This window comes from Xanthomonas sp. NCPPB 3761 (genome assembly GCF_041475705.2).
GTDB classification, from domain to species: Bacteria; Pseudomonadota; Gammaproteobacteria; order Xanthomonadales; family Xanthomonadaceae; genus Xanthomonas; species Xanthomonas phaseoli.
On sequence record NZ_CM191262.1, the window covers coordinates 396,162 to 422,380 of the forward strand.

Below are 26,219 nucleotides of genomic sequence, written 5' to 3' on the forward strand. Positions count from 1 at the left end.
GCTACCGACACTGCACGCATCGTCATCCAGGCCAGGAGCAATGCATGCGAACGCAGGTTGCGATCATCGGCGCCGGCCCATCCGGCCTGTTGCTGGGCGAACTGTTGCGGCTGGCCGGCATCGACTGCGTCATCATCGAGCGGCAAACGCCCCAGCATGTGCTGGCGCGCATCCGCGCCGGGGTATTGGAGCAAGGCAGTGTGGAACTGCTGCAGCGCGCCGGCGTCGGCGAGCGCTTGCAGCGCGAGGGCCTGCTGCATCACGGCTTCGAATTGTCCCTGGACGGTCAGCGCGAGCGCATCGATCTGCTGCGCGGCTGCGGACGTGGCGTGACGGTCTACGGGCAGACCGAGGTCACCGCCGATCTGATGCATGCGCGCCAGCGCAGCGGGGCACCGACGTACTACAACGCGCAGGACGTGACCCTGTGCGGCGTGGAAGGCACCACGCCTGCCGTGGAGTTCACGCACGACGGCCAGCGCAAGCATCTCGAGTACGACTACATCGTCGGCTGCGATGGTTATCACGGCGTCAGCCGAGCCAGCATCCCCACCGAGCGGCTGCGTCTGTTCGAGCGCGTGTACCCGTTCGGCTGGCTTGGGGTGCTGGCCGATACCCCACCCGTGCACGACGAATTGATCTACGCACGCCATCGGCGTGGGTTTGCACTATGTTCGATGCGCTCGCCCACCCGTACGCGCTACTACATCCAGGTACCGGCCAGCGCGCAGGTGGAGGCCTGGAGCGATCAGGCGTTCTGGGACGAATTGCGTGCACGGTTGCCGCCCGCGTTGGCGGCGCACTTGGTCACCGGCGCATCGATCGAGAAGAGCATCGCACCGCTGCGCAGTTTCGTTGCCGAACCCATGCAGTATGGTCGCCTGTTCCTGGCCGGCGATGCTGCGCATATCGTGCCGCCTACCGGCGCCAAGGGGCTGAACCTGGCGCTTGGCGATGTCGGCCTGTTGGCGCAGCTGTTCGAGCGGTGGAAGACAAGCGGCGATGCCAGTGTGCTGGAACAGTATTCGACATTGGCCTTGCAGCGGGTGTGGAAGGCCGAACGTTTCTCGTGGTGGATGACCACGCTGCTGCATCGCTTCGATGACGAAGACGCATTCACGGCGCGGCTGCACGCAGCGGAGCTGGACTATCTGCTCGGTAGTGAGGCGGGACGCGCAACGCTGGCGGAAAATTATGCAGGTCTTCCGCTGGCCGCGCTGGCCGATTGATGGGGCGTCGGTGATTGCTTAACGCCAGACACCGCCTAACGAATCTCCATCATCGCGCACGGTGGCAGTAAGGATTCAATGCCGCCTTGGCTCCAGACATGCGATGCGTGCGCACAACAGGCTTCCACATACCGGCTTGCATGACACCCGTCAGCGCACATGCGTTGCTTCCGTGGCAGCCGACGCCCGCTCAATCGCAACACCCGGTCCATCCAGCACGTGGGGCACGGCACGCGGGTGGCCACCATACCGGTGATGTTTTTCTCACCAACTGTTGCGCAAGTGCCCAGGTACATTTTCAGGCGTCTAGCGGGCCAATCAACGGCCCCGGTAGGGTGGCGATGACGCGTTCATGCAGCTGTGCACACGCACGCGTCTTCCCCCCGCTCAACGGACACGTTGCTGGCCTCTCCGATGAGCGCAATGCCACTCTCCACCCAGGAGTACTCCATGAAGAAGTTGCTCTCCCGTGCCTTGTTGCTGGTCATGCTGGTCGCGCCAATGGCCGCGTTCGCGCAGACCGCGGTGACGGCCAATCCGAATCATCAGAAGATGCTGCTCGGCAGCACCTGGTATGAAACTGCCAACAAGCGGCTGGTCTACGATTTCTGGCGCACCGTGTTCGAAGCTGGCCAGGTGCAGTACGCGCCGATGTACATGGACAAGAACTACATCCAGCACAATCCGAACGTGGCCAATGGACGCGACGCCTTCATCGCCTTCCTGACCGCGTTCGTGAAGCCGACGCCGGTGCAGCCGCGGGTGCAACTGCCCTTGGTCGCCATCACCGCCGATGGCGATCTGGTCACCCTGGTGTCGGTGCGCACCTTGCCCAACCCCAACAAGCCCGGCACCACGTACACCACCACGTGGTTCGACATGTTCCGGATCGAGAACGGTCTGATCAAGGAACATTGGGACCCGGATACCATCGCTGGCCGTGCCAGCACCGGCGGCCAGTAATCACTGCTGCACACCAGGCTGCGTTGCCTAGCCTTGCGTGTGTCCTCGACGTAGAGGATTCGCTCGTCACAGCGCCCACCTCATGGTGGGCGCTGTCGTGTGGGCGAGGCCCGTGTCAGCTGATGCGGAACCCCATTGTCGCTTCCACTGCCTGCTGCCAGCCGGCGTACAAGGCCTCGCGCTTGTCGTCGGCCATGGCCGGTTCGAAGCGGCGATCCACCGCCCATTGCTTGGCGATTTCCTCGCGGCTGCCCCAGAAGCCGGTTGCCAGTCCGGCCAGATAGGCCGCACCGAGCGCGGTGGTTTCCGCCACTTCCGGCCGCAGCACTGGCACATTGAGGATGTCGCTCTGGAACTGCGCCATGAAGTCGTTGGCGATGGCGCCGCCATCGGCACGCAGTTCTTTCAGCTCGATGCCGGAATCGCTCTGCATCGCGGTCAGCACGTCGCGGGTCTGGTAGGCCATCGATTCGACGGCTGCGCGCACGAAGTGTTCCTTGGTGGTGCCACGCGTCAGCCCGAACACCGCGCCGCGGATGTCGCTGCGCCAGTACGGCGCGCCGAGGCCGACGAAGGCCGGCACGATGTATACGCCGTCGTTGTCGCCGGCACGCTCGGCGTAGGCTTGCGAATCGCTGGCCTTGCCCAGCATGCGCAGGCCATCGCGCAGCCACTGCACCACCGAGCCGGCGACGAAGATGGCCCCCTCCAAGGCGTATTCGACCTTGCCGTCGATGCCCCAGGCAATCGTGGTCAACAAACCGGCCTTGGAAGCCACCGCCTTGTCGCCTGTGTTCATCAGCATGAAACAGCCGGTGCCGTAGGTGTTTTTCGCCATGCCCGGCTCGAAGCAGGCCTGGCCGAACAACGCGGCCTGCTGGTCCCCGGCAATGCCGGCGATGGGCACCTGCTCGCCATAGAAGTACTGGGTCTGGGTCATGCCATAGACCTCGCTGGAGGAGCGTACTTCCGGCAGCATCTGCGCCGGCACATCCAGCATGGCCAGCAGTTCGGCATCCCATTCCAGGGTGTGGATGTTGAACATCATGGTGCGCGAAGCATTGGTGTAGTCGGTGACGTGCACCTTGCCGCCGGTGAGATTCCAGATCAGCCAGCTGTCGATGGTGCCGAATGCCAGCTCGCCGTTTTGCGCGCGTTCGCGCGCGCCTTCGACGTGGTCGAGGATCCACTTGACCTTTGTCCCGGAAAAATACGCGTCGATCAGCAAACCGGTCTTGTCGCGCACCATCTGCTCATGCCCGGCTTCCTTGAGCTGGGCGCAAATGTCCTTGGTCTGTCGCGATTGCCACACGATGGCGTTGTAGATAGGCTGGCCGGTGGCCTTGTCCCACACCACCGCGGTCTCGCGCTGGTTGGTGATGCCGATCCCGGCGATCGCGCGCGCATCGATCTGCGCGTTGTTGAGCAGCTCGGTGATGGTGGTATAGACGCTGGTCATGATCTCGCGCGGGTTGTGTTCCACCCAACCCGGCTGCGGAAAGATCTGGCCGAATTCGCGCTGCGCCACGCCGGCCACCTTGCCCTGGCGGTCGAACAACATCGCGCGTGAGCTGGTGGTGCCTTGATCGATCGCAAGGACGTACTGCTTTTCCATCGAAGATTCCTCGAACAATGCCGGCATTGGCGCACGGCGAGAAAGGTCGGTGCAGGCGATGACGACGCGTGGCCGTCAGGGTTTGGCCACAGATAACGTCATGCGTGGCCAGAGTGATCGTTGACTTCGCGCAGCACCATCACAGTGGATCGAGTGGTTTGCCGCCACCCTGCAGATGGCGCACCCGCGCCGGCAGGAATGGCAGGATCAGCCACTGATAGGCCAGCGCGCCGATCGGCCCACCGATCAACGGGCCAGCGATCGGGATCCACCAATAGTTGTCCTTGGCCGGCAACGCGGCCTCGCCCCAGCCGGCGAAATACGCGAACAGGCGCGGGCCGAAGTCGCGCGCCGGATTCATCGCCCAGGCTTCCAGATAGCCCATCGACGCGCCCAGCGTGGCGACCAGCAAGCCGATCATCAACGCGCCGGAGTTGGCAGTCGGTGCGGCCTCGTTGAACTGCTCGGTGATGGCGAAGATGCCGAAGATCAGGAACGCGGTGATGATGATCTGGTCGACCAGCGCATGCATCGGCGTGACCGCCAACCCCGGTGCGGTGAAGAACACCCCGGCTGCGCCGCCGGCTTCGCGGGTGAGCTGCTGCACCTGGTTGAAGTGATCGATCACCGGCCCGTACAACTGATAGACGATGGCTGCGCCCAGGAATGCGCCGATCACCTGCGCGACCCAGTAGGGCACTACCTTCTTCCAGGAAAAGCCGCGGAACAGCGCCAGCGCCAGCGTGACCGCCGGATTGGCGTGCGTACCGGACACCGAGCCGGTCACGTAGATCGCCAGCGTCACCGCCAGGCCCCAGGCGATACATACGCCCCAATAGGCGTTTTGATAGGGGCTGGGGTCGTACAGGATGTACATCGCCGCCACCGAATCGCCGAGCGCGATGATGATGAACATCGCGACCGCCTCGGAGATCAACTCACCCATGAGTTGCCGGCTCATGCGTGCATGCCCGCAAGGTCGGTGATGCGGATAACAGCGTGCAGCACGCTTGCTTGCGCGCAGCGGTGGTCGGTGATGCTCATCTGGGGTGCCCTCCACGTGACTTGGGTGATGCTGGCTGAAGCGCCGTAATACGTTGCCGGACGACCCGTCCTCGCCGACAACGCGGTGTGTTCAAGCAGAAACGACGTCGCGTTGCCGGATCGGTTGCGCCTGCAGATAGTCTTTCAGGCGCTGCCGCGCGGCCGCATCGATCCGCAGGCCGAGCTTGCTGCGCCGCCACAGAATATCGTCGGCAGCCACCGCCCATTCGTGTTCACGCAGGTAATCCACCTCGGCCTGATACAGGTCCGCGCCGAAGTGCGTGCCCAGATCGGCCAGGCTTTGCGCATCGCCAAGCAGCTGCTCGGCGCAGGTGCCGTAATTGCGCACCAGCCGCTGCGCGGTCGCTGCCGGTAGCCAGGGGCGCGCGCGGCCGACGCGTTCCAGCAAGCTGGCGATATCGCGCTGCTCGCCGCCCGGTAATGCTTCGCCACGCGCGGTCCACGCCGGCTTGCGTGCGCCCAGCGCGTGGGTCAGCCGGTCCACCGCCTCTTCGGCCAGCTTGCGATAAGTGGTGAGCTTGCCGCCGAACACGTTGAGCAACGGCGCACCCTCGGTGACCACTTCCAGCTGGTAATCGCGGGTCACTTCGGCTGCGTTGTCTTCGGCGTCGTCCAGCAACGGGCGCACGCCGCTGTAGTTCCACACCACATCGGCGGGGGAGATCTGCTGCTGGAAATACAGGTTCACCGCATCGCACAGATATTGCACTTCGGCCGCATCGATCTTCGGCGCGGCGGGGTCGGCCTCGTAGTCCACGTCGGTGGTGCCGATCAAGGTGAAGTCGTGCTCGTAGGGGATGGCGAACACGATGCGCCGATCCGGTTGCTGGAAGATGTATGCATGGTCGTGATCGAACAGCTTGGGCACCACGATATGGCTACCCTTGACCAGCCGCAGCGCGTGTTCGTGCGGCACCGCGGCGACGGTGTCCAGGAACGACACCGCCCAGGGGCCGGCCGCATTGGCGAGCGCGCGCGCCTGCACCGTGCGGCGGCGGCCCTGGCGGTCTTCGAGCTCGGCATACCAGAAGCCCGCATCGCGCCACGCACCGACGCAACGCGTGCGGGTGTGGATCTTGGCACCGCGCCTGGCGGCGTCCATGGCGTTGAGCACCACCAGCCGCGCATCCTGCACCCAGGCGTCCGAATACACGAAGCCGGTGCGCAGCGACTCCTGCAGCGGCGCACCGACCGGGTGCGTCCGCAGCGATAGCCGGCGCGAGCGCGGCAGGCTGCGCTTGCTGCCGCCCAGATGGTCGTACAGGAATAGCCCGGCGCGAATCATCCAGGCCGGGCGCAGGTGCGGTTGGTGGGGCAGCAGGAAGCGCAACGGCCAGATGATGTGCGGGGCCAGTCGCAGCAATACTTCGCGCTCGGCCAGTGCCTTGCCGACCAGCGCGAATTCGTACTGCTCCAGATAGCGCAGGCCGCCGTGAATGAGCTTGGTACTGGCGCTGCTGGTGTGCGCGGCCAGGTCGTCCTGCTCGCACAGGCACACCGACAAACCGCGCCCGGCCGCGTCACGGGCAATGCCGACCCCGTTGATGCCGCCGCCGATTACCAGAAGATCGTACATCTCGCCCATCGGTGCCTCCGTCCGGGCGCGCTGACGAGCGAACCCAAGTTGTCATGTTCGAACATATTCGAACATCGAACCTTGCGGCGGCGTGAAGATGGTTGGCGCCAACGCGACCAGGGACAGGCACGCAAATCGGCTGTGGAAACAGGGATTAAATACGGTTTATTTGGCGAACTCGGTGGTTCTTGGCGGCCATCGCATAAAAACGATCAAAAACGAACATCGGCCTCAGTCGATTTCGTCCGCGTCCGCCAGATGCACCCGGGTACCGGCCTCGGCCAGCACACTCGCCAGCTCCTGCGGCGGCGGCCGGTCGGTGAACCAGTCGTGCACCTGTGCAAGTGCGCCCAGCCGCACCATGGCGTTGCGGCCGAATTTGCTGTGATCGGCGGCCAGCAGCACGTGCCGCGAGTGCTCGATGATGGCCTGCGCCACCCGCACTTCCTGGTAATCGAAATCCAGCAGGGTGCCGTCCAGATCGATGCCGGAAATGCCGATCACCCCGAAATCCACCTTGAACTGGCGGATCAGCTCCACCGTCGCCTCGCCGGTCACGCCCTGGTCGCGCCCGCGCACCACACCGCCGGCCACGATCACCTCGAAGCTGGGGTTGGCGCTGAGCATCACCGCCACGTTGAGATTGTTGGTGATCACCCGGAGTCCGCGGTGCTGCAGCAACGCGCGTGCGACTTCTTCGTTGGTGGTCCCCAGGTTGATGAACAGCGAGGCATCGTCGGGAATGAAGCGCGCGACACGTGCGGCGATGTGCTGTTTTTCGCGGGCCTGCAGCGCCTTGCGTGCGGTATAGGCCAGATTCTCCACGCTGGAGGGCATGCTGACGCCGCCGTGATAGCGGCGCAGCACGCCCGCATCGCAGAGCAGGGTCAGATCGCGCCGGATGGTCTGCGGCGTCACCTCGAAGCGTGTGGCCAAACCTTCGACCTCGGCAAAGCCCTGCTGCCGCACCAGCGCCACCAATTGCTCCTGGCGCGGGTTCAATGCCGGCGCCGGGACAGTCCTGTAGTGAGTCGACTCCATGCGCAGATGATCGCGCATACGCGTGAGGATGCAAACACGGCAGCGTGCACGCAGCGCGCGACATGGGCTTGCGGGCGAACATCGGCCTGAAGCGGTGCACGCTTGACGATTGCCGGATGCGCTGCGCCCAGGCTTTGCGTTCCTGGACGCATCCGATTGCCCAGCAGGCTCGGCCAGGGCTTGGTAAGAATTATCGCCTTCGATGTGTGCTGCTGAAGCGCCAACGAGAAAGTTGCCAGCATGCGTGGACACGGCAGTGGGTTAGCCGATGCAACGCGGGCGCCGCAAACGCGTTCCTCGCTGAAGCCCAGTATCAACCGCAGCCGCCAGACGATACGCGCAGCGATGTGCGCCTGCCGCTGCACCCCGGCGAGATGTGAACACGCAGGAGTGGCTGGCCGCCAAACGGCTGGCCGGCCGGATTCAGCCCAGCGCGCTGCGATAGCCAGTATCGATGCTGATGCTGCCGCCTACCGCACGCGACACGCAGGCACACAGCTTGCGATTCTCCCGGCGCTGCTCGTCGCTGAAGAACACGTCGCGGTGGTCGATATCGGCGGAGCTGTCCAGCACGTCCACTGCACACAAACCGCATTCGCCACGGCGGCACTCGGCGATCAGCTCCACCCCGGCATCGGCCAATGCGTCCAGCATCGATTCGTTTTCAGCCACCGGCACTTCCAGGCCCAGCTCCGGCAACTTCACCACGAACGCCTGCGCAGGCACCCGCCCGCTATTGCCGAAGGTTTCGAAGTGCAGGCGCGCACGTGGCCGTCCGGCGGCGTGCCAGTGCTGGCGCACCGCTTCGAGCATGCCCAGCGGGCCGCACACATACACCTCGGCATTGGGCGACAGGCGCGCCAGTTCGGCAGCCAGATCCGGCGGGCCGGCGCTGTCGTCGCATTGCAATTGCAAACGTTCGCCCAGCAGTGCTTCCAGCGTGTCGACATACGCCATTGCGCTGCGCGAGCGGCCGGCGTACAGCAGACGAAACGCGCGATGCCGGCGCGCCAGCCGCTGCGCCATGCCGATGATCGGGGTGATGCCGATACCGCCGGCGATCAGCAGGATTTCCTCGCCGCTTTCGTCCAGCGCGAAGTTGTTGCTGGGCGGGGACATCTCCACCACGTCGCCCGGCGCAAGCGCCCACATCTGCAGCGAGCCGCCGCGGCTGTCGGGCATTTGCCGCACTGCGATCTGGTAGTACCCATCGGCACGCGGTTCGCCCACCAACGAATACGAGCGCACATCGTCGCGGCCATGCAACTGCAAACGGAAATCCACGTGGCTGCCCACCTCGAAGCTGCGCGCGGCGGTACCGGGATCGAGCACGATTTCGCGCACGCCCGGGCAGGCGTCGGCAATACTGACCACGCGGGCGCGATGCCACTGGGTGTCTTTACGCATGAAGGGCTCCAGGCAATGAGGTCTGTGGGCCGGCGCCGGCTGTGACGGGGCTGCAATGCGTCGCTGTGATCGATGACAGGGCGGTCCGCATGCGACGTGCTCAGCCCACCATGCGCAACGACAGATCCTGCGCGCGTTGTTCCTGCGCGATCAGGCGGTCGATCACGCGTCGCGCCCACATGCCGCCGGCATCGACGTTAAGGTTGTAGAAGGTGTGATCCGGGTGCGCATCGATGGCGCGTTGCTGCGCTTCCAGCACTGCTTCGTCTTCGCCGAAGACGCCTGTTACGCCCTCGCGGGTGAGCGTGGTCAGCGACTGGTCGTGCAGCGCGTAGTTGCGCATGAACGCCCAGAAGTAATGGCAGGTGGTGTCGGTTTCGGGAGTGATGGTGTTGAGCACGTAGCCGTTGACGCCCTGGCTGCGATCGCCCTCGGGCGCGCCGGTGCCGGCGATGGCCACGCCCACATCGATGGCGATGGTGGAGGGCGCCTCGAAACGGATGATTTGCCAGCGATCGACCTTGCCGCGGTAGTCCAGGTGGCGGGCGATCTGGCTGGCCCAGAACGGCGGCGGGTCGATATTGCGCATCCAGCGCGACACGATGACGCTGCGATCGCCATGCACCACATCGAATGGCGCTTCGGCCACTTCGTCCTGGCCGATGCTGGAGCCGTGCACGAAGGTCTCGTGGGTCAGGTCCATCAGGTTGTCCAGCACCAGCCGATAGTCGCACTTGGCGTGGATGGTACGGCCATCGCCGGCCCAGGCCGGATCGTGCGACCAATGCAGGTCGGGGATCAGGCGCGTATCGGCCTTGGCCGGGTCGCCCGGCCAGATCCAGACGTAGCGGTGTTTTTCGGCCACCAGGAAGCTGCGTACGCAGGCCGAGGGATTGATGGTGTCCTGCGAGGGCATGTGCACGCAGCGCCCCTGCGTGTTGTAGACCAGCCCGTGATAGCCGCACACCACATCGTCGCCGCGCAGCTTGCCCATCGACAACGGCACCAGCCGATGCCAGCACGCGTCTTCGAGCGCAACGACTGTGCCGGCGGTGGTGCGGTAGACCACCACGTCCAGGTTGCAGAGCTTGCGCGGGCTGAGCACGTGCTTGATCTCATGGTCCCAGGCAACGGCGTACCACGCGTTGAGGGGAAACAGCGGCTTGGACTGCGACATGACCGTGACTCCTGGGTATGTAGGCAACCTGGACGCGACGGGGCTCGCGCCGGCCTGCGGCTAGTTAGCGCGCATCGCAAAGCTGGCGTCTGCTTGCGAGCGAAGTTATGTATACACCGGAGACAATATGGGTGCGCCACCGGTCTGGCGAAATTGTGCGAATATCGATTCGAATCACCGATTATCGGATTGACCGTCCCGTCGGCTGCGCCTACCGTGACCCCACGCTCGCTGTGCTGAAGGGAACGCAATGGCCGAAATCGTCGCTCTCGCCGACGCGGTGTCGCAGCTGATCGCCGATGGCGACTGCGTGGCGATGGAAGGCTTCACCCATCTGATTCCGCATGCGGCCGGGCACGAAGTCATTCGCCAGCGCAAGCGCGCGCTGCGTCTGGTGCGCATGACGCCGGACCTGATCTACGACCAGTTGATCGGCGCCGGCTGCGCGACAGCGCTGCGGTTTTCCTGGGGCGGCAATCCCGGCGTCGGCTCGTTGCACCGGTTGCGCGATGCAGTGGAACACGCCTGGCCGCAGCCGCTGCAGATTCGCGAACACAGTCACGCCGATATGGCCAATGCCTACGTGGCCGGTGCGTCGGGGCTGCCGTTTGCAGTGCTGCGCGGGTATGTCGGTTCGGATCTGCCGCGCGTCAACGACAGCATCAGGTTCCTGCAGTGCCCGTATACCGGCCAGACACTGGCCACCTCGCCGGCCGTCAATCCCGATGTCACGGTGATCCACGCCCAGCAGGCCGATCGCCGCGGCAACGTGTTGCTGTGGGGCATTCTGGGTGTGCAGAAAGAGGCCGCGCTGGCAGCGCGCAAGGTGATCGTGACGGTGGAAGAGATCGTCGACAGCCTCGATGCGCCACCCAATGCCTGCATCCTGCCGCGTTGGGTTGTCGACGCGGTCTGCGTGGTGCCCGGTGGCGCCGCGCCCTCGTATGCGCATGGCTATTACGCGCGCGACAACCGGTTCTATCTGGCCTGGGATGCGATCGCGCGCGACCGTGCGACGTTCCAGGCCTGGATCCAGGCGCATATTCTCGACACCGACGACTTCGCCGGTTTTCAGCGCGTGTATGCACAGTCGCAGCAGCAGGTGGCCGCATGAGCGCCTACAGCACCAACGAAATGATGACGGTGGCCGCTGCGCGTCGCCTGCCCGATGGCGCGGTGTGTTTTGTCGGCATCGGCTTGCCGTCCACTGCCGCCAATCTGGCGCGGCTTACGCATGCGCCCGACGTCACCTTGATCTACGAATCCGGCCCGATCGGTGCGCGCCCGCAGGTGTTGCCGTTGTCGATCGGCGACGGCGAGCTGGCCGAAACCGCCGACACCGTGGTCTCCACGCCAGAGATCTTCCGTTACTGGTTGCAGGGCGGGCGCGTGGATGTGGGCTTTCTGGGGGCGGCGCAGATCGATCGGCACGCCAACCTCAATACCACCGTGATTGGCTCCTACGATGCGCCGAAAACACGCCTGCCCGGCGCCGGCGGCGCGCCGGAAATCGCAGCCAGCGCCAAGCAGGTGTTCATCATCATGCGCCAATCCACACGCAGCTTCGTTTCGAGTTTGGACTTCATCACCACGGTCGGGCATCTGGACGGGGGCGATGCGCGCGCGCCGGCCTGCCCGGCGCCGGCCCGACCGTGGTCGTCACCGACCTGTGCGTGATGGAGCCGGACCCCGTGACCTGCGAACTCACCGTGACCTCGTTGCACCCCGGCACCACGCGCGAGCAGGTCAGCGCGGCGACCGGGTGGCCGATCCGGTTCGCCGCCGACCTTGCATACACCACGCCGCCCAGCAGTGCCGAGCTGGACGCCCTGCGCGCGCTGCAGGCGCGCACCGATGCGGCGCATGGCGCGCAGGCAGCGGGAGCCCAGGCATGAGCGAGGTGTACCTGGTCGATGGCATCCGCACGCCGATCGGCCGTTACGGTGGCGCCTTGTCCAGCGTGCGCGCCGACGACCTGGGCGCAGTGCCGATCGCCGCGTTGCTGGCGCGGCATCCGCAGCTGGAGCCGGCCGCAATCGACGATGTGTACCTGGGCTGCGCCAACCAGGCCGGCGAAGACAATCGCAATGTCGCGCGGATGAGCCTGTTGCTGGCCGGCTTGCCGCCCTCGGTGCCGGGCAGCACGCTCAATCGTCTGTGCGGGTCGGGCTTGGACGCGATCGGCACGGTGGCGCGCGGCATTCGTGCCGGCGAACTGGATCTTGCCATCGCCGGCGGTGTCGAATCGATGTCGCGCGCACCCTGGGTGATGGGCAAGGCCGACGGCGCCTTCGCTCGCACCCAGCAGCTGGAAGACACCACCATGGACTGGCGCTTCATCAATCCGCGCCTGCAAGCCGTCTATGGCACCGAATTGATGGGCGAAACGGCAGAGAACGTGGCGCAGCGGTACGCCATCGCGCGCCAAGACCAGGATGCGTTTGCCCTGCGTAGCCAGCAGCGCGCAGCCGCGGCGCAGGCGGCCGGCTTTTTCGATGGCGAAATCACCCCGGTGGCCGTGGCCGCGCGCAAGGGCGGCGATGCCTCCACCGTCGAACACGATGAAGCGCCGCGGCCCAACACCACCGCCGAGATGTTGGCCAAGCTCAAACCGGTGTTCCGCCAGCCCGGTACCGTGACGGCCGGCAATGCCTCCGGTCTCAACGATGGCGCCGCCGCCTTGCTGCTGGCCTCGGCGCAGGCCGTGCAGACGCATCGGCTGACGCCGCGTGCGCGCGTGCTGGGGTTCGCCTCGGCGGGCGTGGAGCCGGCGTACATGGGCATCGGCCCGGTGCCGGCCACCGAGCGTCTGCTGGCGCGCCTGAACCTGCGCATCGCGCAGTTCGATGCGATCGAACTCAATGAAGCCTTCGCTGCGCAGGCGCTGGCCTGCACGCGTGCATTGGGCCTGGCCGACGATGCCGCACACGTCAATGCCAACGGTGGCGCCATTGCGCTTGGGCATCCGCTCGGCATGAGCGGCGCGCGGCTGGCGCTGACCTTGCTGCGGCAGCTGGAGGCGGGCAACGGGCGGCGCGGGCTGGCCAGCATGTGCATCGGCGTGGGGCAGGGCGTGGCGTTGGCGATCGAGCGCCTGTGAACCGGCCGTTGCAACCTCCCTCGTCCTTGCCTCGCACCCATGTCGTTCTAGTCGTCTTGCTGCCGACGGAGATTCAAGATGCGCGATCCCACCGCTGAGCAACCTGCCATCGCCGCCGAACCGCTGCTCGGTTACCGCCGCAGCCGGCCCGGTACGCAGCCGGCCTACCTGCATCCGGCATACGCCTCCACCACCCTGCGCGGGCCCACGCGTGCGCCGATCGACCTGCCGGTCACGCTGTCGGAAGTCACCGGCCCGCGCCTGGACCGGCTTACGCTGGGCGCGCACGCGGCCGATCTCACTGCCGGTTTCAGTGGCGCGCCGCTGGGCGAGCGCATCATCGTCTCCGGCCGCGTGCTCGACGAAAACGGCAGGCCGGTCCGCGACAGCATCGTTGAAGTGTGGCAATGCAATGCGGCCGGCCGCTACCAGCACGCTGGCGACCAGCACGACGCACCGCTGGACCCCAACTTCCGCGGCACCGGCCAGGTGCTGACCGATGCGCACGGCCGCTACAGTTTCAAGACCATCAAGCCGGGCGCGTATCCGTGGCGCAATCACTACAACGCCTGGCGGCCGGCGCACATCCATTTTTCGTTGCACGGCGATGGCATCGGGCAGCGGCTGGTCACCCAGATGTACTTCCCCGGCGACCCGCTGCTGGCGCAAGACCCCATCTACAACTGCGTCGACGATGCGTTGGCGCGTGAACGCATGGTGTCCAGTTTCGACTGGGAAAATGCGGTCAGCGAATACGCATTGGCGTACCGCTTCGACATCGTCTTGCGCGGTCGCAAGCAAACGGTCTGGGAGTGACACGATGAGCCTGCATGCAACGCCGTCGCAAACCGTCGGCCCGTATTACCGGCTTGGCTTGGAGCCGCTGTATCGCCAACAGATCGCACCTGCGCAGGCCGCGGGCGCGCAGGTGCAGATCAGCGGTTGCATCTTCGATGGTGCCGGCGCGCCCGTGGCCGATGCGGTGCTGGAAGTGTGGCAAGCCGATGCTGCCGGCATCTATGCGCATGCGGCCGACCCTCGCTGCCAGGCGCACGACCCCAGCTTCGACGGCTGGGGCCGCGTGCCCACCGACGCGCACGGGCGTTTTTCCTTCAGCACCATCAAGCCGGGCAGGGTGGATGGCCCGGACGGCAAGCAGCAGGCGGCGCATCTGACGGTGCTGGTGTTCATGCGCGGCCTGTTGCGCGCGGTGTCGACGCGGCTGTATTTCGCCGACGACCCGCAGCTGGGCAGCGACCCGATCCTGGCGCTGGTGCCGGCCGAGCGGCGCGCCACCTTGCTGGCCCAGCCGCTTCCAGGTGGTGCCTACACCTGGGACATCCACATGCAGGGCGACGCGGAAACGGTGTTCTTCCGCTATTGATCCGCATGCCGATCTTGAAACGCCCTCTGTGTGCGGGGACCGCGCTGCATCCTGCCGGCACGCTGCCGCGCCAACAGCGCCCGACGCGAGAGGGCACAAGCGTCCACCGCTACCTAACCGCCCAGGTCTCTCCAGCGGCACGCAATGCGCCATGACGGCGCACGCACACGCATCAGGGGCGGCGCGCCGCGTGGCAGGCACGCGCGCGCAGACGCGCGTGCACGCACCGCAAGTACCATGGCCTCATTTCCTTCACTCCGGCAGTGCCAGGCGCGCCCGATGCATTGCCCTTTGGTCTAGTTGGCACCCTGGTACTTCGGTGCGATGCTGAAGGCACGCCTAGAGATGCAATGCATGAGCGCGACATCTTCGTTGTTGGGATCCTTGTTCGGCGCGCCTGCGTGCGAGGCCTTGTTCGATGATGCCGCACGCGTGCAGGCGATGCTGCAGTTCGAATCGGCGCTGGCGCACGCCCAGGCGCAGTGCGGGGTGATTCCCGCCGAGGCCGCGCAGGCCATTGCCGCTGCCTGCGATGTGCAGCACTACGACCTGGCCGCGTTGGCGCAGGCCACGGCGCTGGCCGGCAACCCCGCCATTCCGCTGGTCAAGGCGCTGACCGCGCAGGTGGCCGCACACGACAGCGCCGCCGCGCGCTGGGTGCACTGGGGCGCCACCAGCCAGGACGTCATCGATACCGGCACGGTGCTGCAGCTGCGCGCTGCGCTCGATCTGTTGCTGCCGCGTCTGCACGCCCTGTGCGCCGATCTGGCGGTGCTGGCCGAACGCGAGCGCGACACCGGCTTGCCCGGACGCACCCTGCTGCAGCAGGCCGTGCCGGTCACCTTCGGGCTCAAGGTCGCCGGTTGGCTGGACGCCCTGCAGCGGGCGCAGCAGCGCCTGCACGGCTTGCGGCGCGATGCCTTGGTGCTGCAGTTCGGCGGCGCGGCCGGCACGCTGGCCTCGTTGCAGGGCCGTGGCCTGGAAGTGGCGCAGGCCTTGGCCAGCACGCTGGCGTTGCCGCTGCCCGCGCTGCCCTGGCATACCGCGCGCGACCGCATCGTCGAGGTCGGCTGCGCCTTCGGCCTGCTGGCTGGCACATTGGGCAAGATCGGCGGCGATGTGGTGTTGCTGATGCAATCGGAGGTGGGCGAAGCGTTCGAGCCGGCCGCCGCCGGCAAGGGCGGCTCGTCGGCGATGCCGCACAAGCGCAATCCGGTTTCCAGCGTGGCAGCGGTGGCTGCGGCCACCCGCGTACCGGGCCTGGTCGCCACGTTGTTCAGCGCCATGGCGCAGCCGCACGAGCGCGCGGCCGGGCAATGGCATGCCGAATGGGACACCTTGCCCCAGATCGTCTGCCTCACCGCCGGCAGCCTGGCGCAAATGCAGCTGTGCCTGTCCGGCCTGGAACTGGATCGCACGCGCATGCAGGCGCATCTGGACAGCCACGGCGGGCTGCTCTACGCCGAGGCGGCGGTGTTCGCGCTCGCGCCACACCTGGGCAAGCCGCAGGCGCACGCCCTGGTGGAACAGGCAGCGCTGCGCGCGCAGGCACAGCAACGGCATCTGCGCGAGGTGCTTGGCGAGCACGCGCAGGTGAGCGCGGTGCTCACGCACGCGCAACTGCAGGCAGTGTTCGATAGCGCAAGTTGGCGCGGCATGTCCTCGGTCTGGATCGACCGCGTGCTGGCCGGATCTTCTTCCTGTTGACGGTGCCTCGATGGCTTATCTCCAGTTGCCCACGCATCGCCTGCATTACCGCTTGGACGGCACCGAAGGACGCCCCTGGCTGACCTTCTGCAATTCGCTGGGCACCGATCTGCACATGTGGGACGTGCAGATCGAAGCCTTCGCCCCGCAGTACCGCATCCTGCGCTACGACCGCCGCGGCCATGGGTATTCGGAGACGCCGCCCGGCCCGTATGGCGTGGCCGACCTGGGTCTGGACGTGCTGGCACTGTGGGACGCGCTGGAGATCGCACAAAGCGATTTCTGTGGCCTGTCGATCGGCGGCCTCACCGGCCAGTGGCTGGGCCTGCATGCACCGCAGCGCCTGCGCCGGCTGGTGGTATGCGCCACCGCCCAGAAGATCGGCAATGCCGCCACCTGGGAAACCCGCATCGAACAGGTGCGCAGCGAAGGCCTTCCGACGCTGATCGATGCCACGCTGCAACGCTGGTTTACACCGGAATTTGCCGTCAGCCACGCGCAGCGCCTGGACATGATCGCCGCTGCCTTCGTCTCCACTTCGCCGGCCGGGTACATCGCCTGCTGCCAGGCGGTGGCCGATGCCGATTTCCGTGGCGCGCTGGATGGGTTGAACCTGCCGCTGCTGGCGCTGGCCGGCGACGACGACCCGGTGTGCCCACCGCCTGACCTGCGCGAGATCGCCTATGCCGCGCCGGACGGTCATTACGCCCAGGTGCCCGGCCGCCACATCTGCAACCTGGAATCGCCGGCCGCGTTCAATCAGGCGGTGCTCGGCTTTCTTCAGGGTCAGTGAGCTTTCCCACCTTGCAAGGACCTTCCATGCACAAAGACGAACGTTATCAAGCCGGCATGCGCCAGCGCCGGCGCGTCCTTGGCGATGCGCATGTCGACCGCGCGCTGGCCGCGCGTAGCGACTTCACCGAAGAATTTCAGGACCTGATCACCCGCTATGCCTGGGGCAGCATCTGGACCCGCGACGGCCTGCCGGCCCATACCCGTTCGCTGATCACCCTGTCGATGATGATCGCGCTTGGCCACGACGAAGAATTCAAGCTGCACGTGCGTGCGGCGCGCAACAACGGCGTGACGCCTGCGCAGATCAAGGAAGTATTGCTGCAGGCGGCGATCTACTGCGGCGTGCCGGCCGCCAACCACGCGTTCGCGCTGGCCAGGCCGATCCTGGAAGAGCAAGCCGCCGAGGCCGGCGTAGCATCGACGGCGCAACCTCGGTAAGGTCGTTTCAGTGCGGTGGGCAAAACGATGGCGCTCAGCGTCCGGCGCGCGTGCTCGGTACTCGGTGCGGCGTGCACCACTCGTTCACTGTGGTGCCTGGCGCGCCATCCACGGTCGCCCGCCGACTGCGCGCACGCGTGTGTTGGCCACGCTCAATCCACTGTAACCGGAGACATCGCATGCTGCGTCGCTTGGTCTGCCTGCTGTTGTTGTCCTTGGTCACGGTGGCGCTGCACGCACAACCGCAACCCGGGCCCGGCACCGTGGTGTCGCAGGTGCGGACCGACGATGGCCAGACGCTGGCCGTGTGGTCGCGCGTGCCCGCGCAGCCGCGTGGCACGATCGTGCTGGTGCACGGCCGCACCTGGAGCGCATTGCCCAACTTCGATTTGCAGGTGCCTGACGAGCCGCGTGATGCGCGCTCTGTCCTTGCGGCGCTCGCGCAGGCCGGGTTTGCCGCGTACGCGGTGGATCTGCGCGGCTACGGCGGCAGCGCACGCGACCGCACGGGCTGGAATACGCCCGCCCGTGCAGTGGCCGATGTCCGCAGCGTGCTGGCCTGGGTCGCGCAGACCCATCCCGATGTGCCGCCGCCCGCACTGCTGGGCTATTCCAACGGCGCGCGAGTGGCGTTGCTGCTCGCGCAGCAGCAACCGCAAGAGATTTCCGCACTGGTGTTGTTCGGCTTCCCGGACGATGTGGATACACCACCCGCGTCAGCGGTTCCGGCGGATCGGCCCTTGCGCACACCCACCACGGCCGCTGCGGCCGGCGAGGATTTCATCACCGTCAACGCGGCACCACCGAGCGTACGTGCGGCTTACGTCGCCCAGGCGCTGGCAGCGGACCCGGTGCGCACCGACTGGCGCGCGATGGAGCAGTTCGCCTTCCACCCCGAGCAGGTCGCAACGCTTCCGGTCTTGCTGTTACGCGGCGTCGACGACCCGATCGCCACCCAGGCAGACAATGCTCATCTCTACGCACGTCTGCGCAGCGAAGATCGCAGCTGGGTGACCTTGCCGCACGCCGACCACGTGGCCCAGGTCGAAGACAGCCACGCAGCCTGGGTGGACGCGGTGGTGAGCTTTTTGCGCCGGCCGCGCTAAGCGCAGCGGACGGATGACTGCGCAGCCGCGAGGTGGGCGCGGCGCATGTTCGACCTGGCGCCTGCCAGTCGCAACTTCGGCGCCTGCACACATTCCGCGCCAGTGACGGATCGCGACGCTTCATCGCCGCTCCGAGCCGGTCGGCGCGCAGCACCGGGTGGCAAACGATTCGCACCTGGCGTGCACGCGCGTTGCGACCCGTCGCCCGCCTGAGCGTCGTCCCACGCCAGATGCGCGCTTGCAATTGCTTGAACTGTGCGATCGATCGCTGCACCGCCAGCGCTGACGCAATGCAAGCGCCAGGTTGCACGCTGCGCCGGCACCGCCTTGTCAGGCTCTAGCTCAACAAGGTTCCCAGCCGTTGCGCTGCCTGCTTCAGCGGTTCCAGCAACTGCGTTTGCATCGTCTGCAGGCTCACCCGCCCAGCCTGGGCGCCGATGTTGAGCGCGGCGATCACTTCGCCGCGCAGGTTGCGCACCGGCACGGCGATCGAGCGCAGGCCAATTTCCAGTTCCTGATCGGTCAGGCACATGCCTTCGCGGCGCGTGCGCGCCAGCACCTCCAGCAGCGCCGAGGCCTGGGTCACCGTGCGGTCGGTCCGCGGACGCAAGGTGGTACGTTCCAGATACGCCTGCAAGGTGTCGCCGGGCAGCGCGGCCAGCAATACCCGCCCCATCGAGGTGCAATAGGCCGGTAGGCGGGTACCCGGCCGGAGCCCGATCGACATGATGCGCACCGTTTCCGACCGCGCCACGTACAGCAGGTCGTCGCCATCCAGCACGCCCAGCGAACACGATTCGTGCAACTGGTCGCGCAGCCCGTCCAGAACCGGCTGCGCGGCCGCGGTCATCGATGACGACGCCGCGTACGCGCCGCCGATCCCCAGCACGCGCGGCAGCAACACGTAGCCACGCCCTTGCTCGCCCACATAGCCCAGCTTGGCCAGCGTATGCAGCACGCGCCGGACCGCCGCGCGCGAGATGCCGGTTTCCAGGCTGATCTGCGACATCGTCACTTCGCGCGCGTGCTGCGCGAACACGCTCAGCACCACCAGCCCGCGGCCTAGCGAGGTCATGAAGTCCGGATCGCCCTGGGCGGCGGCGATCTGCTGCATCAGTTCATGCGGCAGGCCACGCTCGCTGCCGGCCGCAACCACGGCGGCGGGACGTTTGCGGCGGCTGGAGGCGGGCTCGGGCATAGGAATGCGGCAGCGGACAGGTCCGTGCATGGTAAGCGCTCGCGCCATGGCATGCCCCGGCTCACACTCTGCGCGTGGGCATGTAAGCGCTTCACCCTGCTTGCCGCATAATCGTCGCTGGTTTGTGACGGATCGGTGCGCTTAGTCCATGAAAACCCCCAACGGCCTGCAGCCGCTGATCGACGACGGCGTCATCGACGAAGTGTTGCGACCACTCAAGAGCGGCAAGGAAGCCTCTGTCTACGTGGTGAGCGCAGGCGCCGAGATCCTGTGCGCCAAGGTCTACAAGGACATGGCGCAACGCAGTTTCCAGGCGCGCGTGCAGTACCAGGAAGGCCGTAAGGTGCGTGGCAGCCGGCAGGCGCGTGCGATGGGCAAGGCCACCAAGTTCGGCCGCAAGGAAGCCGAAACCGCCTGGAAGAACACCGAAGCCGACGCGCTCTACCAATTGGTGGATGCCGGCGTGCATGTGCCCAAACCGCGCGGCTATTTCCACGGGGTACTGCTGATGGACCTGGTCACCGATGACGCCGGTCACAGCGCACCGCGGCTGGGCGAGGTGGACCTGGAACCCGAGCAGGCGCGCGCCTTCCACACCAGCCTGATCGGCGATGTGGTCAAGATGCTGTCGCTGGGCCTGGTGCACGGCGATCTGTCCGAATACAACGTGCTGGTTTCGCCCGATGGCCCGGTGGTGATCGACTTTCCGCAGGTGGTCAGCGCCGCCGGCAACAATGCCGCGCGCGACATGCTGCTGCGCGACGTGCACAACCTACGCGACTGCCTGGGCCGTTTCGCGCCCGAGCTGCTGGACACCCATTACGGCGAAGAGATGTGGGCGCTGTTCGAAAAGGGCGAACTGCGTCCGGACAGCGTGCTCACCGGGCGCTTCAAGTTCGACACCCGCCGCGCCGATGTACGCGCCGTCCGTGCCTCGATCGAAGATGCGCGCCAGGAAAACCTCATTCGCCAGCAAGGCCGCGAAGCGGCTGCCGAAGACAACGACTAGGCAGCGCCACTGGCCGCTGCGCCGGCCGCCAGGTCCGCAGCAGCAGCGCATCGGTCGCGATGCAGTGCAGCAAATTCAACGCGCGCGCTGCGGTACCTGCACTGTCGTCGAGCGGCCGATCTACGCGTGGGTGGCCACTTTTCTCCCGCAATTCGGGACTTTTTGCACTCGTGCCGGGCCCACCGACCTTTCCGTCAGCACTAGTCAACGATTCGAATAGTGATGGTTCATAACAATCTGGCAAGCTCGACAATTGCTTATCGGAGAGTTTCGTCATGTCGTTTGATCCTGATGTCGTGCGCCTGTTCGCCCAGCTTCAAGAGGCGGCGCAGCCGCCCATGGAAACCCTGCCGATCGAAGGCGCGCGCGCGATGATGCGCGCGGTGGGCGCGCAGTTCGGCTTCCCCCGCATCGAAATGGCCGAGGTACGCAATCTGCAGGCCGATGCCGCTACCGGTGCAGTGCCGTTGCGCTTGTATCGCCCCACCGGGCTCGCGGCCGGCCCAGCCCCGACCTGCCTGTTCGTGCACGGCGGCGGCGGTCTGGTCGGCGATCTCGAGTCGCATGACGATGTGTGCCGGCACCTGGCGGCGCGTGCCGGCTGTCAGGTGCTGGCGATCCACTACCGTCTCGCCCCCGAGCACCCGGCGCCGGCCGGCGTGGAAGATGTCATCGCCACGTTGCATTGGCTGGTTGCGCACCCGGACACGGTCGGGGCCGATGTGCAGCGCCTTGCGATCTGCGGCGACAGCATCGGCGCCGCCATGGCCGCGGTTGCCGCACTGGCCGCGCGCGATGCCGGCATCGCCTTGCGTTGCCAACTGCTGGTCTATCCGCTGACCGACGCGCGCCAGGACAGCGGCTTGTATCCATCGCGCTCGCTCAACGCCGGCCTGCCACCGTTGACTGCGGCAGCGGTGGAATTCTTCAATCGCCATCTGCTGCCCGATATGGCGGTGGCCAACGACTGGCGTGTCTCGCCGATGCTGGCGCCGGATGTCGCAGGCGTCGCGCCTGCGCTGGTCGTGGTCTGCGACCGCGACATGCTTTACGACGAAGGCCGCGCCTATGCCGAGCGCCTGCGTGCGGCGGGAGTGGAAGTCACCCTGCACAGTTTCCCGGGCATGATCCACGGCTTCATCAACATGGGCAGCGTCTTGCGTGCCGCCGGTGAAACGCTGGACCTGGCGGCGTTGACGCTGCGCCAGCGCCTGCTGCCCGCGATCGAACGCAGGGCCGCCTGACAACCTGTGGCAGCCGTGCCCAGGCACGCGCTGCCGCAACTCCGACGGTGTCACTGTAGCGGCGGTGCGGGTGTCACGGCGTGCTCGCCCGCCTCGCAAAAGAACACCTGGATGCAGGCATGCGCCGGCCTGCATGCCGGCGCCGATGGGCGCTGCGAACCACGCGGAGTGTCGCAGTCGGCATCGGCTGCTCGTTGGCAATTCACAGGTAATCGAATCGGCCAGCGCATCGCAGCCCGGCGTCGATTGAACGCACCGCTTTCAACCTCGCCCTGCAACCGGCCCGCGCGCGCGGCGCTCAGAAATTGAAGCGGAACGTGGTCATCAAGACGTGGTTTTCCCGATCCACCGCACGCGTGTTGACGAACTGATGCAGGTAACCGACGTCGGCGTTGGCAATGGCATTGAATTTCCAGTTGATGCCGACAAACACCCGATTCTGATCGAGTCCGCGCTGCGCGCCCCATCGCGTCTGATCCAGATTGACGAACACTTCGTTGAACGCCACCCACGACAATTGCGGACTGAAGCCGCTGGGGCGCACCGCGCGGATCATTTGCCGCACGCGATACCCTTCATCGCTGAAGCCTTCGCGGTGACGCTGTTCCAGGCGCGTGCGGCTGGTAATGGTGATCTCGGCGATCGGATCGAATTGATATTGAAATTGCCCCCACCAGCGATTTTCGCGGTTGGATGGCTGCCCGGCCGGATGGCTGATGATGGTGTCGTACCCCATCCAGACGCTGGCCTTGGAGTTGAGCAGGTAGAACACCGCCGGGCGCAGGATCAATTGATCGAACTGCTCGCCTTCCTCGCGCCAGCGCGGATGCACATCCATGCTCCAGTACAGGTTTTCGACCGGCAGCTTGCCTTGCGCGTAGACACTCAGCCAGTAACGCCCGTCTTCTTCGGTCTTGGCATGCGCCGGCCAACTGCATGCCACTGTCAACAGCAGCAGGGCGCAGACGCTGCGGAAAAGTGCCGGCAACAACGTGCGAGATGCGTTCATGTGTCGAAATGTGTCGTCGTTGGCAAATCATAGCAATAACGCTTGAGCCCGCTTCAACCGTTCGGTCGGCTCAGGGCGCCTTTGCTCGTCCGCATGTTCGCGCATCGGGACACGCCATCGCTTCGCGATGACTGGCGCGGTCACCGCTGTCTTTACGGAATGGATGCCCCGACGATCGCTGACGACGGGCAGCGATCGTCGCGTCGATCACGCCACCTGGCTGCGGCGTGCGCGCTCCAGATGCACCAGCAGCAGCGAGATCGCCGCCGGCGTCATGCCAGGAATACGCTGGGCCTGGCCGATGTGTTGCGGGCGCACGCGTTCGAGCTTTTGCTGTACTTCGATCGACAGCCCGCGGACGCTGGCGTAATCGAAACCGTCCGGGATCGGCGTGGTTTCGTGACGTTGCTGACGCGCGATATCGTCGCGCTGGCGATCCAGGTAGCCGGCGTACTTGACGCTGATCTCGACCTGCTCGGCCACCTGCGCATCGGCCACGCCGGGCCCCAGGGTCGGCACCCGCATCAAGGTGGCGTAGGTGAGTTCCGGGCGCTTGATCAGATCCAGTACGTTGGTTTCGCGGCTGACCGTCACGCCCAGTGCGTCGGCCACCTCGCGGCCCAGCGCGTTGCCCGGTGTGGCCCACAGTGCAGCCAACCGCGTCGTTTCGCGTTGCACGGCCTCCTGCTTGGCCGCAAAGCGCGCCCAACGCGCGTCGTCCACCAGGCCCATCGCACGCCCGACGCCGGTCAGGCGCGCATCGGCATTGTCCTCGCGCAGCTGCAAGCGGTATTCGGCGCGACTGGTGAACATGCGGTACGGCTCGGTGGTGCCGTGGGTAATGAGATCGTCGACCAGCACGCCTAGGTAAGCCTCGTCGCGGCGCGGCGACCACGCCGGCAGCCCCTGCACCTGGCGCGCTGCGTTGAGCCCGGCCAGCAGACCCTGGGCGGCGGCCTCTTCGTAACCGGTGGTGCCGTTGATCTGCCCGGCGAAGAACAGCCCGCCCACTGCCTTGGTTTCCAGCGAGGCCTTGAGCCCGCGCGGGTCGAAGAAGTCGTACTCGATGGCGTAGCCGGGGCGGGTGATGTGCGCGTTCGCAAAGCCGTGGATCGAGCGCACCAGCGCCAGCTGCACATCGAACGGCAGCGAGGTGGAAATGCCGTTGGGATAGATCTCGGCCACCTCCAGCCCTTCGGGTTCGACAAAGATCTGGTGGCTGGTCTTCTCGGCAAAACGCACCACCTTGTCTTCGATCGACGGGCAGTAGCGCGGGCCGATGCCTTCGATCTGCCCCGAATACAGCGGCGAGCGATGCAGCGCGTTGCGAATGATCTCGTGGGTTTGCTCGGTGGTCTGGGTGATCCAGCAGCTGACCTGGCGCGGATGGTCGCTGACCTGGCCCATGAACGACATCACCGGCAACGGGTCGTCGCCAGGCTGCTCGGCCATCACGCCGTAATCGAGCGTGCGCCCGTCGATCCGCGGCGGGGTGCCGGTCTTGAGCCGGTCGATCGCGAACGGGCGCTCGCGCAGGCGCGCGGCCAGCGTGGTGGCCGGCGGATCGCCCATGCGCCCGGCCGCGTACTGGGTTTCGCCCACATGGATCTTGCCGGCCAGGAAGGTGCCGGCGGTCAGCACCACCGACGGCGCTTGGAAACGCAGCCCGGTCTGGGTGATGACCCCACGTACGCTGTCGGCTTCGCTGGCGCCGTGATGAATGATCAGATCGTCCACGGCCGCCTGGAAGACGGTCAGGTTGGGCTGGGCCTCGACGATGCAGCGGATCGCAGTGCGATACAGGTTGCGGTCGGCCTGGCAGCGCGTGGCACGCACTGCCGGCCCCTTGGAGGCGTTGAGCGTGCGCCACTGGATGCCGGCCAGATCCGATGCGCGTGCCATCGCCCCGCCGAGTGCGTCGATCTCCTTGACCAGGTGGCCCTTGCCGATCCCGCCGATGGCCGGGTTACAGCTCATCGCCCCCACGGTCTCAATGTTGTGGGTGAGCAGCAAGGTGCGCGCTCCTGCGCGTGCAGACGCCAGGGCGGCCTCGGTGCCGGCATGACCGCCTCCGATCACGATGACGTCGTAGCGATAGAAGGAGTCGGACATGGGCGTGGACCAGGAGCGGAAAAGGAAAAACGGCTGCGGAAGTATCGGCTGAAGGGCGGTTCAGGTCACTTGTTCGCTAAAAAAGTGACGTAAATCACATTATGCGCAAGTGACCCTCAAGTTGGCATGTTTCGTGCGGATATTCCTACTGCACCCGTCGTGGCATTGCGACATGGGCGCAAAGGCTGGAATTGGAACAGGGGCCAGCCGCGCGTGCGATGGGGTAGCGTAAGGGTCGGTAGTCGGGGGACTGCCGACCCTTATTTTTTTATTCCTGCCAGTCGGCGCACGCACCCCTCCGCTGCAGCGCCCGCCAGGCAATATCGAAACAAAAAGCAGAAAGCCCCGGCATGCCGGGGCTTTCTGCTTTTGTAGGCGCCGATATCCGACAGGGCCGGAACAGGGGGGATCCAGATTTCCCTGTCGGACATCGACATAAGTCGTTCAGTGGGGCTGGCGCGGTCAAAAAATGACGCGGCAGGTCACACAGAGCACCTAGCTTGCGGCCAATCGTCAGCTGAACGCAAGCCCCCAATATCGCCAAATGTGGGCCAGGTCGCAGTCAGCGTCTTACGGAATCTGTTCGCGTGTGTTTCGCGGAGCGGTTTGCCGTTGGATCTCGCGAATGACACGCGGCGGAGCGCCGATCCGCGGTGGCGGCCGCGACGGCGGAGCGCCGGTCGCCGGCGGGCGATTGGGTTGCTGCGGCCGCGAGCTGCCGGGGCGCTGCCCGTTGTTGAACGAGCCGTTCGGGCGCGGTGGACGGTACTGCGGACGGCGATCGTACTGCCGGTAGTAGTAGCCGCCACCACCACGATAGACCGGGTACACCGGGTAGTCGTACAGGCCGATCGACCCGGCGCCATAGCCATACGGCAAACCATACGGGTTGCCGTAGAAGTACGGGGAGTAGCCGGGCGGATAGCGATACTGCACGGCAGGCGCACCACGGTAATAGCCGCCCGACCCACCGCCGGTGTAGTCGTAGGTTGCGCAGCCGCTCAGGGCCAATAGCCCGGCGGCGAAGATCAGACGGAATTTCAT

Annotated in this window: 22 protein-coding genes and 1 pseudogene; 13 read left to right on the forward strand and 10 right to left on the reverse strand. The window is 66.1% G+C overall.

Features of this window, described 5'->3' with window-relative positions:
- The first annotated feature begins 44 nt into the window (after positions 1-44).
- Positions 45-1,229 (forward strand): 4-hydroxybenzoate 3-monooxygenase, encoded by a 1,185-nt coding sequence (gene pobA, locus ACCQ00_RS01760; protein WP_039567636.1) that lies wholly within the window; start codon positions 45-47, stop codon positions 1,227-1,229.
- A 450-nt stretch (positions 1,230-1,679) separates the two neighbouring features.
- A complete protein-coding gene (locus tag ACCQ00_RS01765) occupies positions 1,680-2,192 on the forward strand; it encodes a nuclear transport factor 2 family protein (RefSeq protein ID WP_017156461.1) in 513 nt (170 codons plus the stop codon).
- Positions 2,193-2,307: 115 nt separating this feature from the next.
- Here ACCQ00_RS01765 and glpK read toward each other — a convergent pair whose 3' ends face one another.
- The 6 genes from glpK to ACCQ00_RS01795 form a co-directional block, all read right to left on the reverse strand.
- Entirely contained in the window at positions 2,308-3,807 is a 1,500-nt protein-coding gene (gene glpK, locus ACCQ00_RS01770) for a glycerol kinase GlpK (RefSeq protein ID WP_039583938.1), read from the reverse strand.
- A gap of 139 nt (positions 3,808-3,946) precedes the next feature.
- A complete protein-coding gene (locus ACCQ00_RS01775) occupies positions 3,947-4,768 on the reverse strand; it encodes an MIP/aquaporin family protein (RefSeq protein ID WP_039567641.1) in 822 nt (273 codons plus the stop codon).
- A 174-nt stretch (positions 4,769-4,942) separates the two neighbouring features.
- Positions 4,943-6,457, reverse strand: a complete 1,515-nt coding sequence (glpD, locus tag ACCQ00_RS01780; RefSeq protein ID WP_039567643.1) for a glycerol-3-phosphate dehydrogenase — start codon at positions 6,455-6,457, stop codon at positions 4,943-4,945.
- 222 nt (positions 6,458-6,679) lie between these two features.
- A complete protein-coding gene (locus tag ACCQ00_RS01785; protein ID WP_039567645.1) occupies positions 6,680-7,507 on the reverse strand; it encodes a DeoR/GlpR family DNA-binding transcription regulator in 828 nt (275 codons plus the stop codon).
- Between the two features lie 405 nt (positions 7,508-7,912).
- Positions 7,913-8,896 carry a PDR/VanB family oxidoreductase gene (locus ACCQ00_RS01790; RefSeq protein WP_039583932.1) on the reverse strand — a complete coding sequence of 328 codons (984 nt, stop codon included), beginning with the start codon at positions 8,894-8,896 and terminating at the stop codon, positions 7,913-7,915.
- 100 nt (positions 8,897-8,996) lie between these two features.
- Positions 8,997-10,073, reverse strand: coding sequence for an aromatic ring-hydroxylating dioxygenase subunit alpha (locus ACCQ00_RS01795; protein ID WP_039567649.1), 1,077 nt, complete (start codon positions 10,071-10,073; stop codon positions 8,997-8,999).
- 250 nt (positions 10,074-10,323) lie between these two features.
- Between ACCQ00_RS01795 and ACCQ00_RS01800 the strand changes: the two genes are divergently transcribed.
- The 9 genes and pseudogenes from ACCQ00_RS01800 (at position 10,324) to ACCQ00_RS01840 (ending at position 18,603) form a co-directional block, all read left to right on the forward strand.
- On the forward strand, positions 10,324-11,187 hold the full coding sequence (locus ACCQ00_RS01800) for a CoA transferase subunit A (RefSeq protein WP_039567651.1): 864 nt from the start codon (positions 10,324-10,326) through the stop codon (positions 11,185-11,187).
- Positions 11,184-11,968, forward strand: a pseudogene (locus ACCQ00_RS01805) (CoA-transferase subunit beta). Before ACCQ00_RS01800 ends, ACCQ00_RS01805 begins: the two are co-directional and overlap by 4 nt.
- The gene (gene pcaF / locus ACCQ00_RS01810; protein WP_372354044.1) at positions 11,965-13,173 is read left to right on the forward strand and encodes a 3-oxoadipyl-CoA thiolase; all 1,209 of its coding nucleotides are present in this window, start codon (positions 11,965-11,967) and stop codon (positions 13,171-13,173) included. Before ACCQ00_RS01805 ends, pcaF begins: the two are co-directional and overlap by 4 nt.
- 78 nt (positions 13,174-13,251) lie before the next feature.
- Complete coding sequence (pcaH, locus tag ACCQ00_RS01815) at positions 13,252-13,989, forward strand: protocatechuate 3,4-dioxygenase subunit beta (RefSeq protein WP_039567655.1); 738 nt, start codon at positions 13,252-13,254, stop codon at positions 13,987-13,989.
- A 4-nt stretch (positions 13,990-13,993) separates the two neighbouring features.
- The gene (pcaG, locus tag ACCQ00_RS01820) at positions 13,994-14,557 is read left to right on the forward strand and encodes a protocatechuate 3,4-dioxygenase subunit alpha (RefSeq protein ID WP_039567656.1); all 564 of its coding nucleotides are present in this window, start codon (positions 13,994-13,996) and stop codon (positions 14,555-14,557) included.
- 354 nt (positions 14,558-14,911) lie between these two features.
- On the forward strand, positions 14,912-16,264 hold the full coding sequence (locus tag ACCQ00_RS01825; RefSeq protein ID WP_039567696.1) for a 3-carboxy-cis,cis-muconate cycloisomerase: 1,353 nt from the start codon (positions 14,912-14,914) through the stop codon (positions 16,262-16,264).
- A 10-nt stretch (positions 16,265-16,274) separates the two neighbouring features.
- A complete protein-coding gene (gene pcaD / locus ACCQ00_RS01830; RefSeq protein ID WP_039567657.1) occupies positions 16,275-17,057 on the forward strand; it encodes a 3-oxoadipate enol-lactonase in 783 nt (260 codons plus the stop codon).
- A 26-nt stretch (positions 17,058-17,083) separates the two neighbouring features.
- Positions 17,084-17,497 carry a 4-carboxymuconolactone decarboxylase gene (pcaC, locus tag ACCQ00_RS01835; RefSeq protein WP_039567659.1) on the forward strand — a complete coding sequence of 138 codons (414 nt, stop codon included), beginning with the start codon at positions 17,084-17,086 and terminating at the stop codon, positions 17,495-17,497.
- A gap of 179 nt (positions 17,498-17,676) precedes the next feature.
- Positions 17,677-18,603 (forward strand): alpha/beta hydrolase, encoded by a 927-nt coding sequence (locus ACCQ00_RS01840; RefSeq protein WP_039567661.1) that lies wholly within the window; start codon positions 17,677-17,679, stop codon positions 18,601-18,603.
- Between the two features lie 337 nt (positions 18,604-18,940).
- On the opposite strand, the gene ACCQ00_RS01845 is transcribed toward ACCQ00_RS01840, so the two are convergent.
- Entirely contained in the window at positions 18,941-19,801 is an 861-nt protein-coding gene (locus ACCQ00_RS01845) for an IclR family transcriptional regulator domain-containing protein (RefSeq protein WP_017156477.1), read from the reverse strand.
- A gap of 148 nt (positions 19,802-19,949) precedes the next feature.
- Here ACCQ00_RS01845 and ACCQ00_RS01850 point away from each other — a divergent pair, with 148 nt between their 5' ends.
- Complete coding sequence (locus ACCQ00_RS01850; RefSeq protein WP_008578107.1) at positions 19,950-20,810, forward strand: PA4780 family RIO1-like protein kinase; 861 nt, start codon at positions 19,950-19,952, stop codon at positions 20,808-20,810.
- A gap of 275 nt (positions 20,811-21,085) precedes the next feature.
- Positions 21,086-22,054, forward strand: a complete 969-nt coding sequence (locus tag ACCQ00_RS01855) for an alpha/beta hydrolase (RefSeq protein WP_039567663.1) — start codon at positions 21,086-21,088, stop codon at positions 22,052-22,054.
- Between the two features lie 298 nt (positions 22,055-22,352).
- Here ACCQ00_RS01855 and ACCQ00_RS01860 read toward each other — a convergent pair whose 3' ends face one another.
- The 3 genes from ACCQ00_RS01860 to ACCQ00_RS01870 form a co-directional block, all read right to left on the reverse strand.
- Positions 22,353-23,063, reverse strand: a complete 711-nt coding sequence (locus ACCQ00_RS01860) for a DUF2490 domain-containing protein (protein WP_039567665.1) — start codon at positions 23,061-23,063, stop codon at positions 22,353-22,355.
- 207 nt (positions 23,064-23,270) lie between these two features.
- Positions 23,271-25,175 (reverse strand): tRNA uridine-5-carboxymethylaminomethyl(34) synthesis enzyme MnmG, encoded by a 1,905-nt coding sequence (mnmG, locus tag ACCQ00_RS01865; protein WP_039567668.1) that lies wholly within the window; start codon positions 25,173-25,175, stop codon positions 23,271-23,273.
- A 570-nt stretch (positions 25,176-25,745) separates the two neighbouring features.
- Complete coding sequence (locus tag ACCQ00_RS01870) at positions 25,746-26,219, reverse strand: hypothetical protein (RefSeq protein WP_039567671.1); 474 nt, start codon at positions 26,217-26,219, stop codon at positions 25,746-25,748.

What these genes read in the sequence shown, in the direction of transcription:
- pobA (WP_039567636.1), top strand. Translation starts at nt 45, where the DNA reads ATGCGAACGCAGGTTGCGATCATCGGCGCCGGCCCATCCGGCCTGTTG.
- ACCQ00_RS01765 (WP_017156461.1), top strand. Translation starts at nt 1,680, where the DNA reads ATGAAGAAGTTGCTCTCCCGTGCCTTGTTGCTGGTCATGCTGGTCGCG.
- glpK (WP_039583938.1), bottom strand. Translation starts at nt 3,807, where the DNA reads ATGGAAAAGCAGTACGTCCTTGCGATCGATCAAGGCACCACCAGCTCA.
- ACCQ00_RS01775 (WP_039567641.1), bottom strand. Translation starts at nt 4,768, where the DNA reads ATGAGCCGGCAACTCATGGGTGAGTTGATCTCCGAGGCGGTCGCGATG.
- glpD (WP_039567643.1), bottom strand. Translation starts at nt 6,457, where the DNA reads ATGGGCGAGATGTACGATCTTCTGGTAATCGGCGGCGGCATCAACGGG.
- ACCQ00_RS01785 (WP_039567645.1), bottom strand. Translation starts at nt 7,507, where the DNA reads ATGCGCGATCATCTGCGCATGGAGTCGACTCACTACAGGACTGTCCCG.
- ACCQ00_RS01790 (WP_039583932.1), bottom strand. Translation starts at nt 8,896, where the DNA reads ATGCGTAAAGACACCCAGTGGCATCGCGCCCGCGTGGTCAGTATTGCC.
- ACCQ00_RS01795 (WP_039567649.1), bottom strand. Translation starts at nt 10,073, where the DNA reads ATGTCGCAGTCCAAGCCGCTGTTTCCCCTCAACGCGTGGTACGCCGTT.
- ACCQ00_RS01800 (WP_039567651.1), top strand. Translation starts at nt 10,324, where the DNA reads ATGGCCGAAATCGTCGCTCTCGCCGACGCGGTGTCGCAGCTGATCGCC.
- pcaF (WP_372354044.1), top strand. Translation starts at nt 11,965, where the DNA reads ATGAGCGAGGTGTACCTGGTCGATGGCATCCGCACGCCGATCGGCCGT.
- pcaH (WP_039567655.1), top strand. Translation starts at nt 13,252, where the DNA reads ATGCGCGATCCCACCGCTGAGCAACCTGCCATCGCCGCCGAACCGCTG.
- pcaG (WP_039567656.1), top strand. Translation starts at nt 13,994, where the DNA reads ATGAGCCTGCATGCAACGCCGTCGCAAACCGTCGGCCCGTATTACCGG.
- ACCQ00_RS01825 (WP_039567696.1), top strand. Translation starts at nt 14,912, where the DNA reads ATGAGCGCGACATCTTCGTTGTTGGGATCCTTGTTCGGCGCGCCTGCG.
- pcaD (WP_039567657.1), top strand. Translation starts at nt 16,275, where the DNA reads ATGGCTTATCTCCAGTTGCCCACGCATCGCCTGCATTACCGCTTGGAC.
- pcaC (WP_039567659.1), top strand. Translation starts at nt 17,084, where the DNA reads ATGCACAAAGACGAACGTTATCAAGCCGGCATGCGCCAGCGCCGGCGC.
- ACCQ00_RS01840 (WP_039567661.1), top strand. Translation starts at nt 17,677, where the DNA reads ATGCTGCGTCGCTTGGTCTGCCTGCTGTTGTTGTCCTTGGTCACGGTG.
- ACCQ00_RS01845 (WP_017156477.1), bottom strand. Translation starts at nt 19,801, where the DNA reads ATGCCCGAGCCCGCCTCCAGCCGCCGCAAACGTCCCGCCGCCGTGGTT.
- ACCQ00_RS01850 (WP_008578107.1), top strand. Translation starts at nt 19,950, where the DNA reads ATGAAAACCCCCAACGGCCTGCAGCCGCTGATCGACGACGGCGTCATC.
- ACCQ00_RS01855 (WP_039567663.1), top strand. Translation starts at nt 21,086, where the DNA reads ATGTCGTTTGATCCTGATGTCGTGCGCCTGTTCGCCCAGCTTCAAGAG.
- ACCQ00_RS01860 (WP_039567665.1), bottom strand. Translation starts at nt 23,063, where the DNA reads ATGAACGCATCTCGCACGTTGTTGCCGGCACTTTTCCGCAGCGTCTGC.
- mnmG (WP_039567668.1), bottom strand. Translation starts at nt 25,175, where the DNA reads ATGTCCGACTCCTTCTATCGCTACGACGTCATCGTGATCGGAGGCGGT.
- ACCQ00_RS01870 (WP_039567671.1), bottom strand. Translation starts at nt 26,219, where the DNA reads ATGAAATTCCGTCTGATCTTCGCCGCCGGGCTATTGGCCCTGAGCGGC.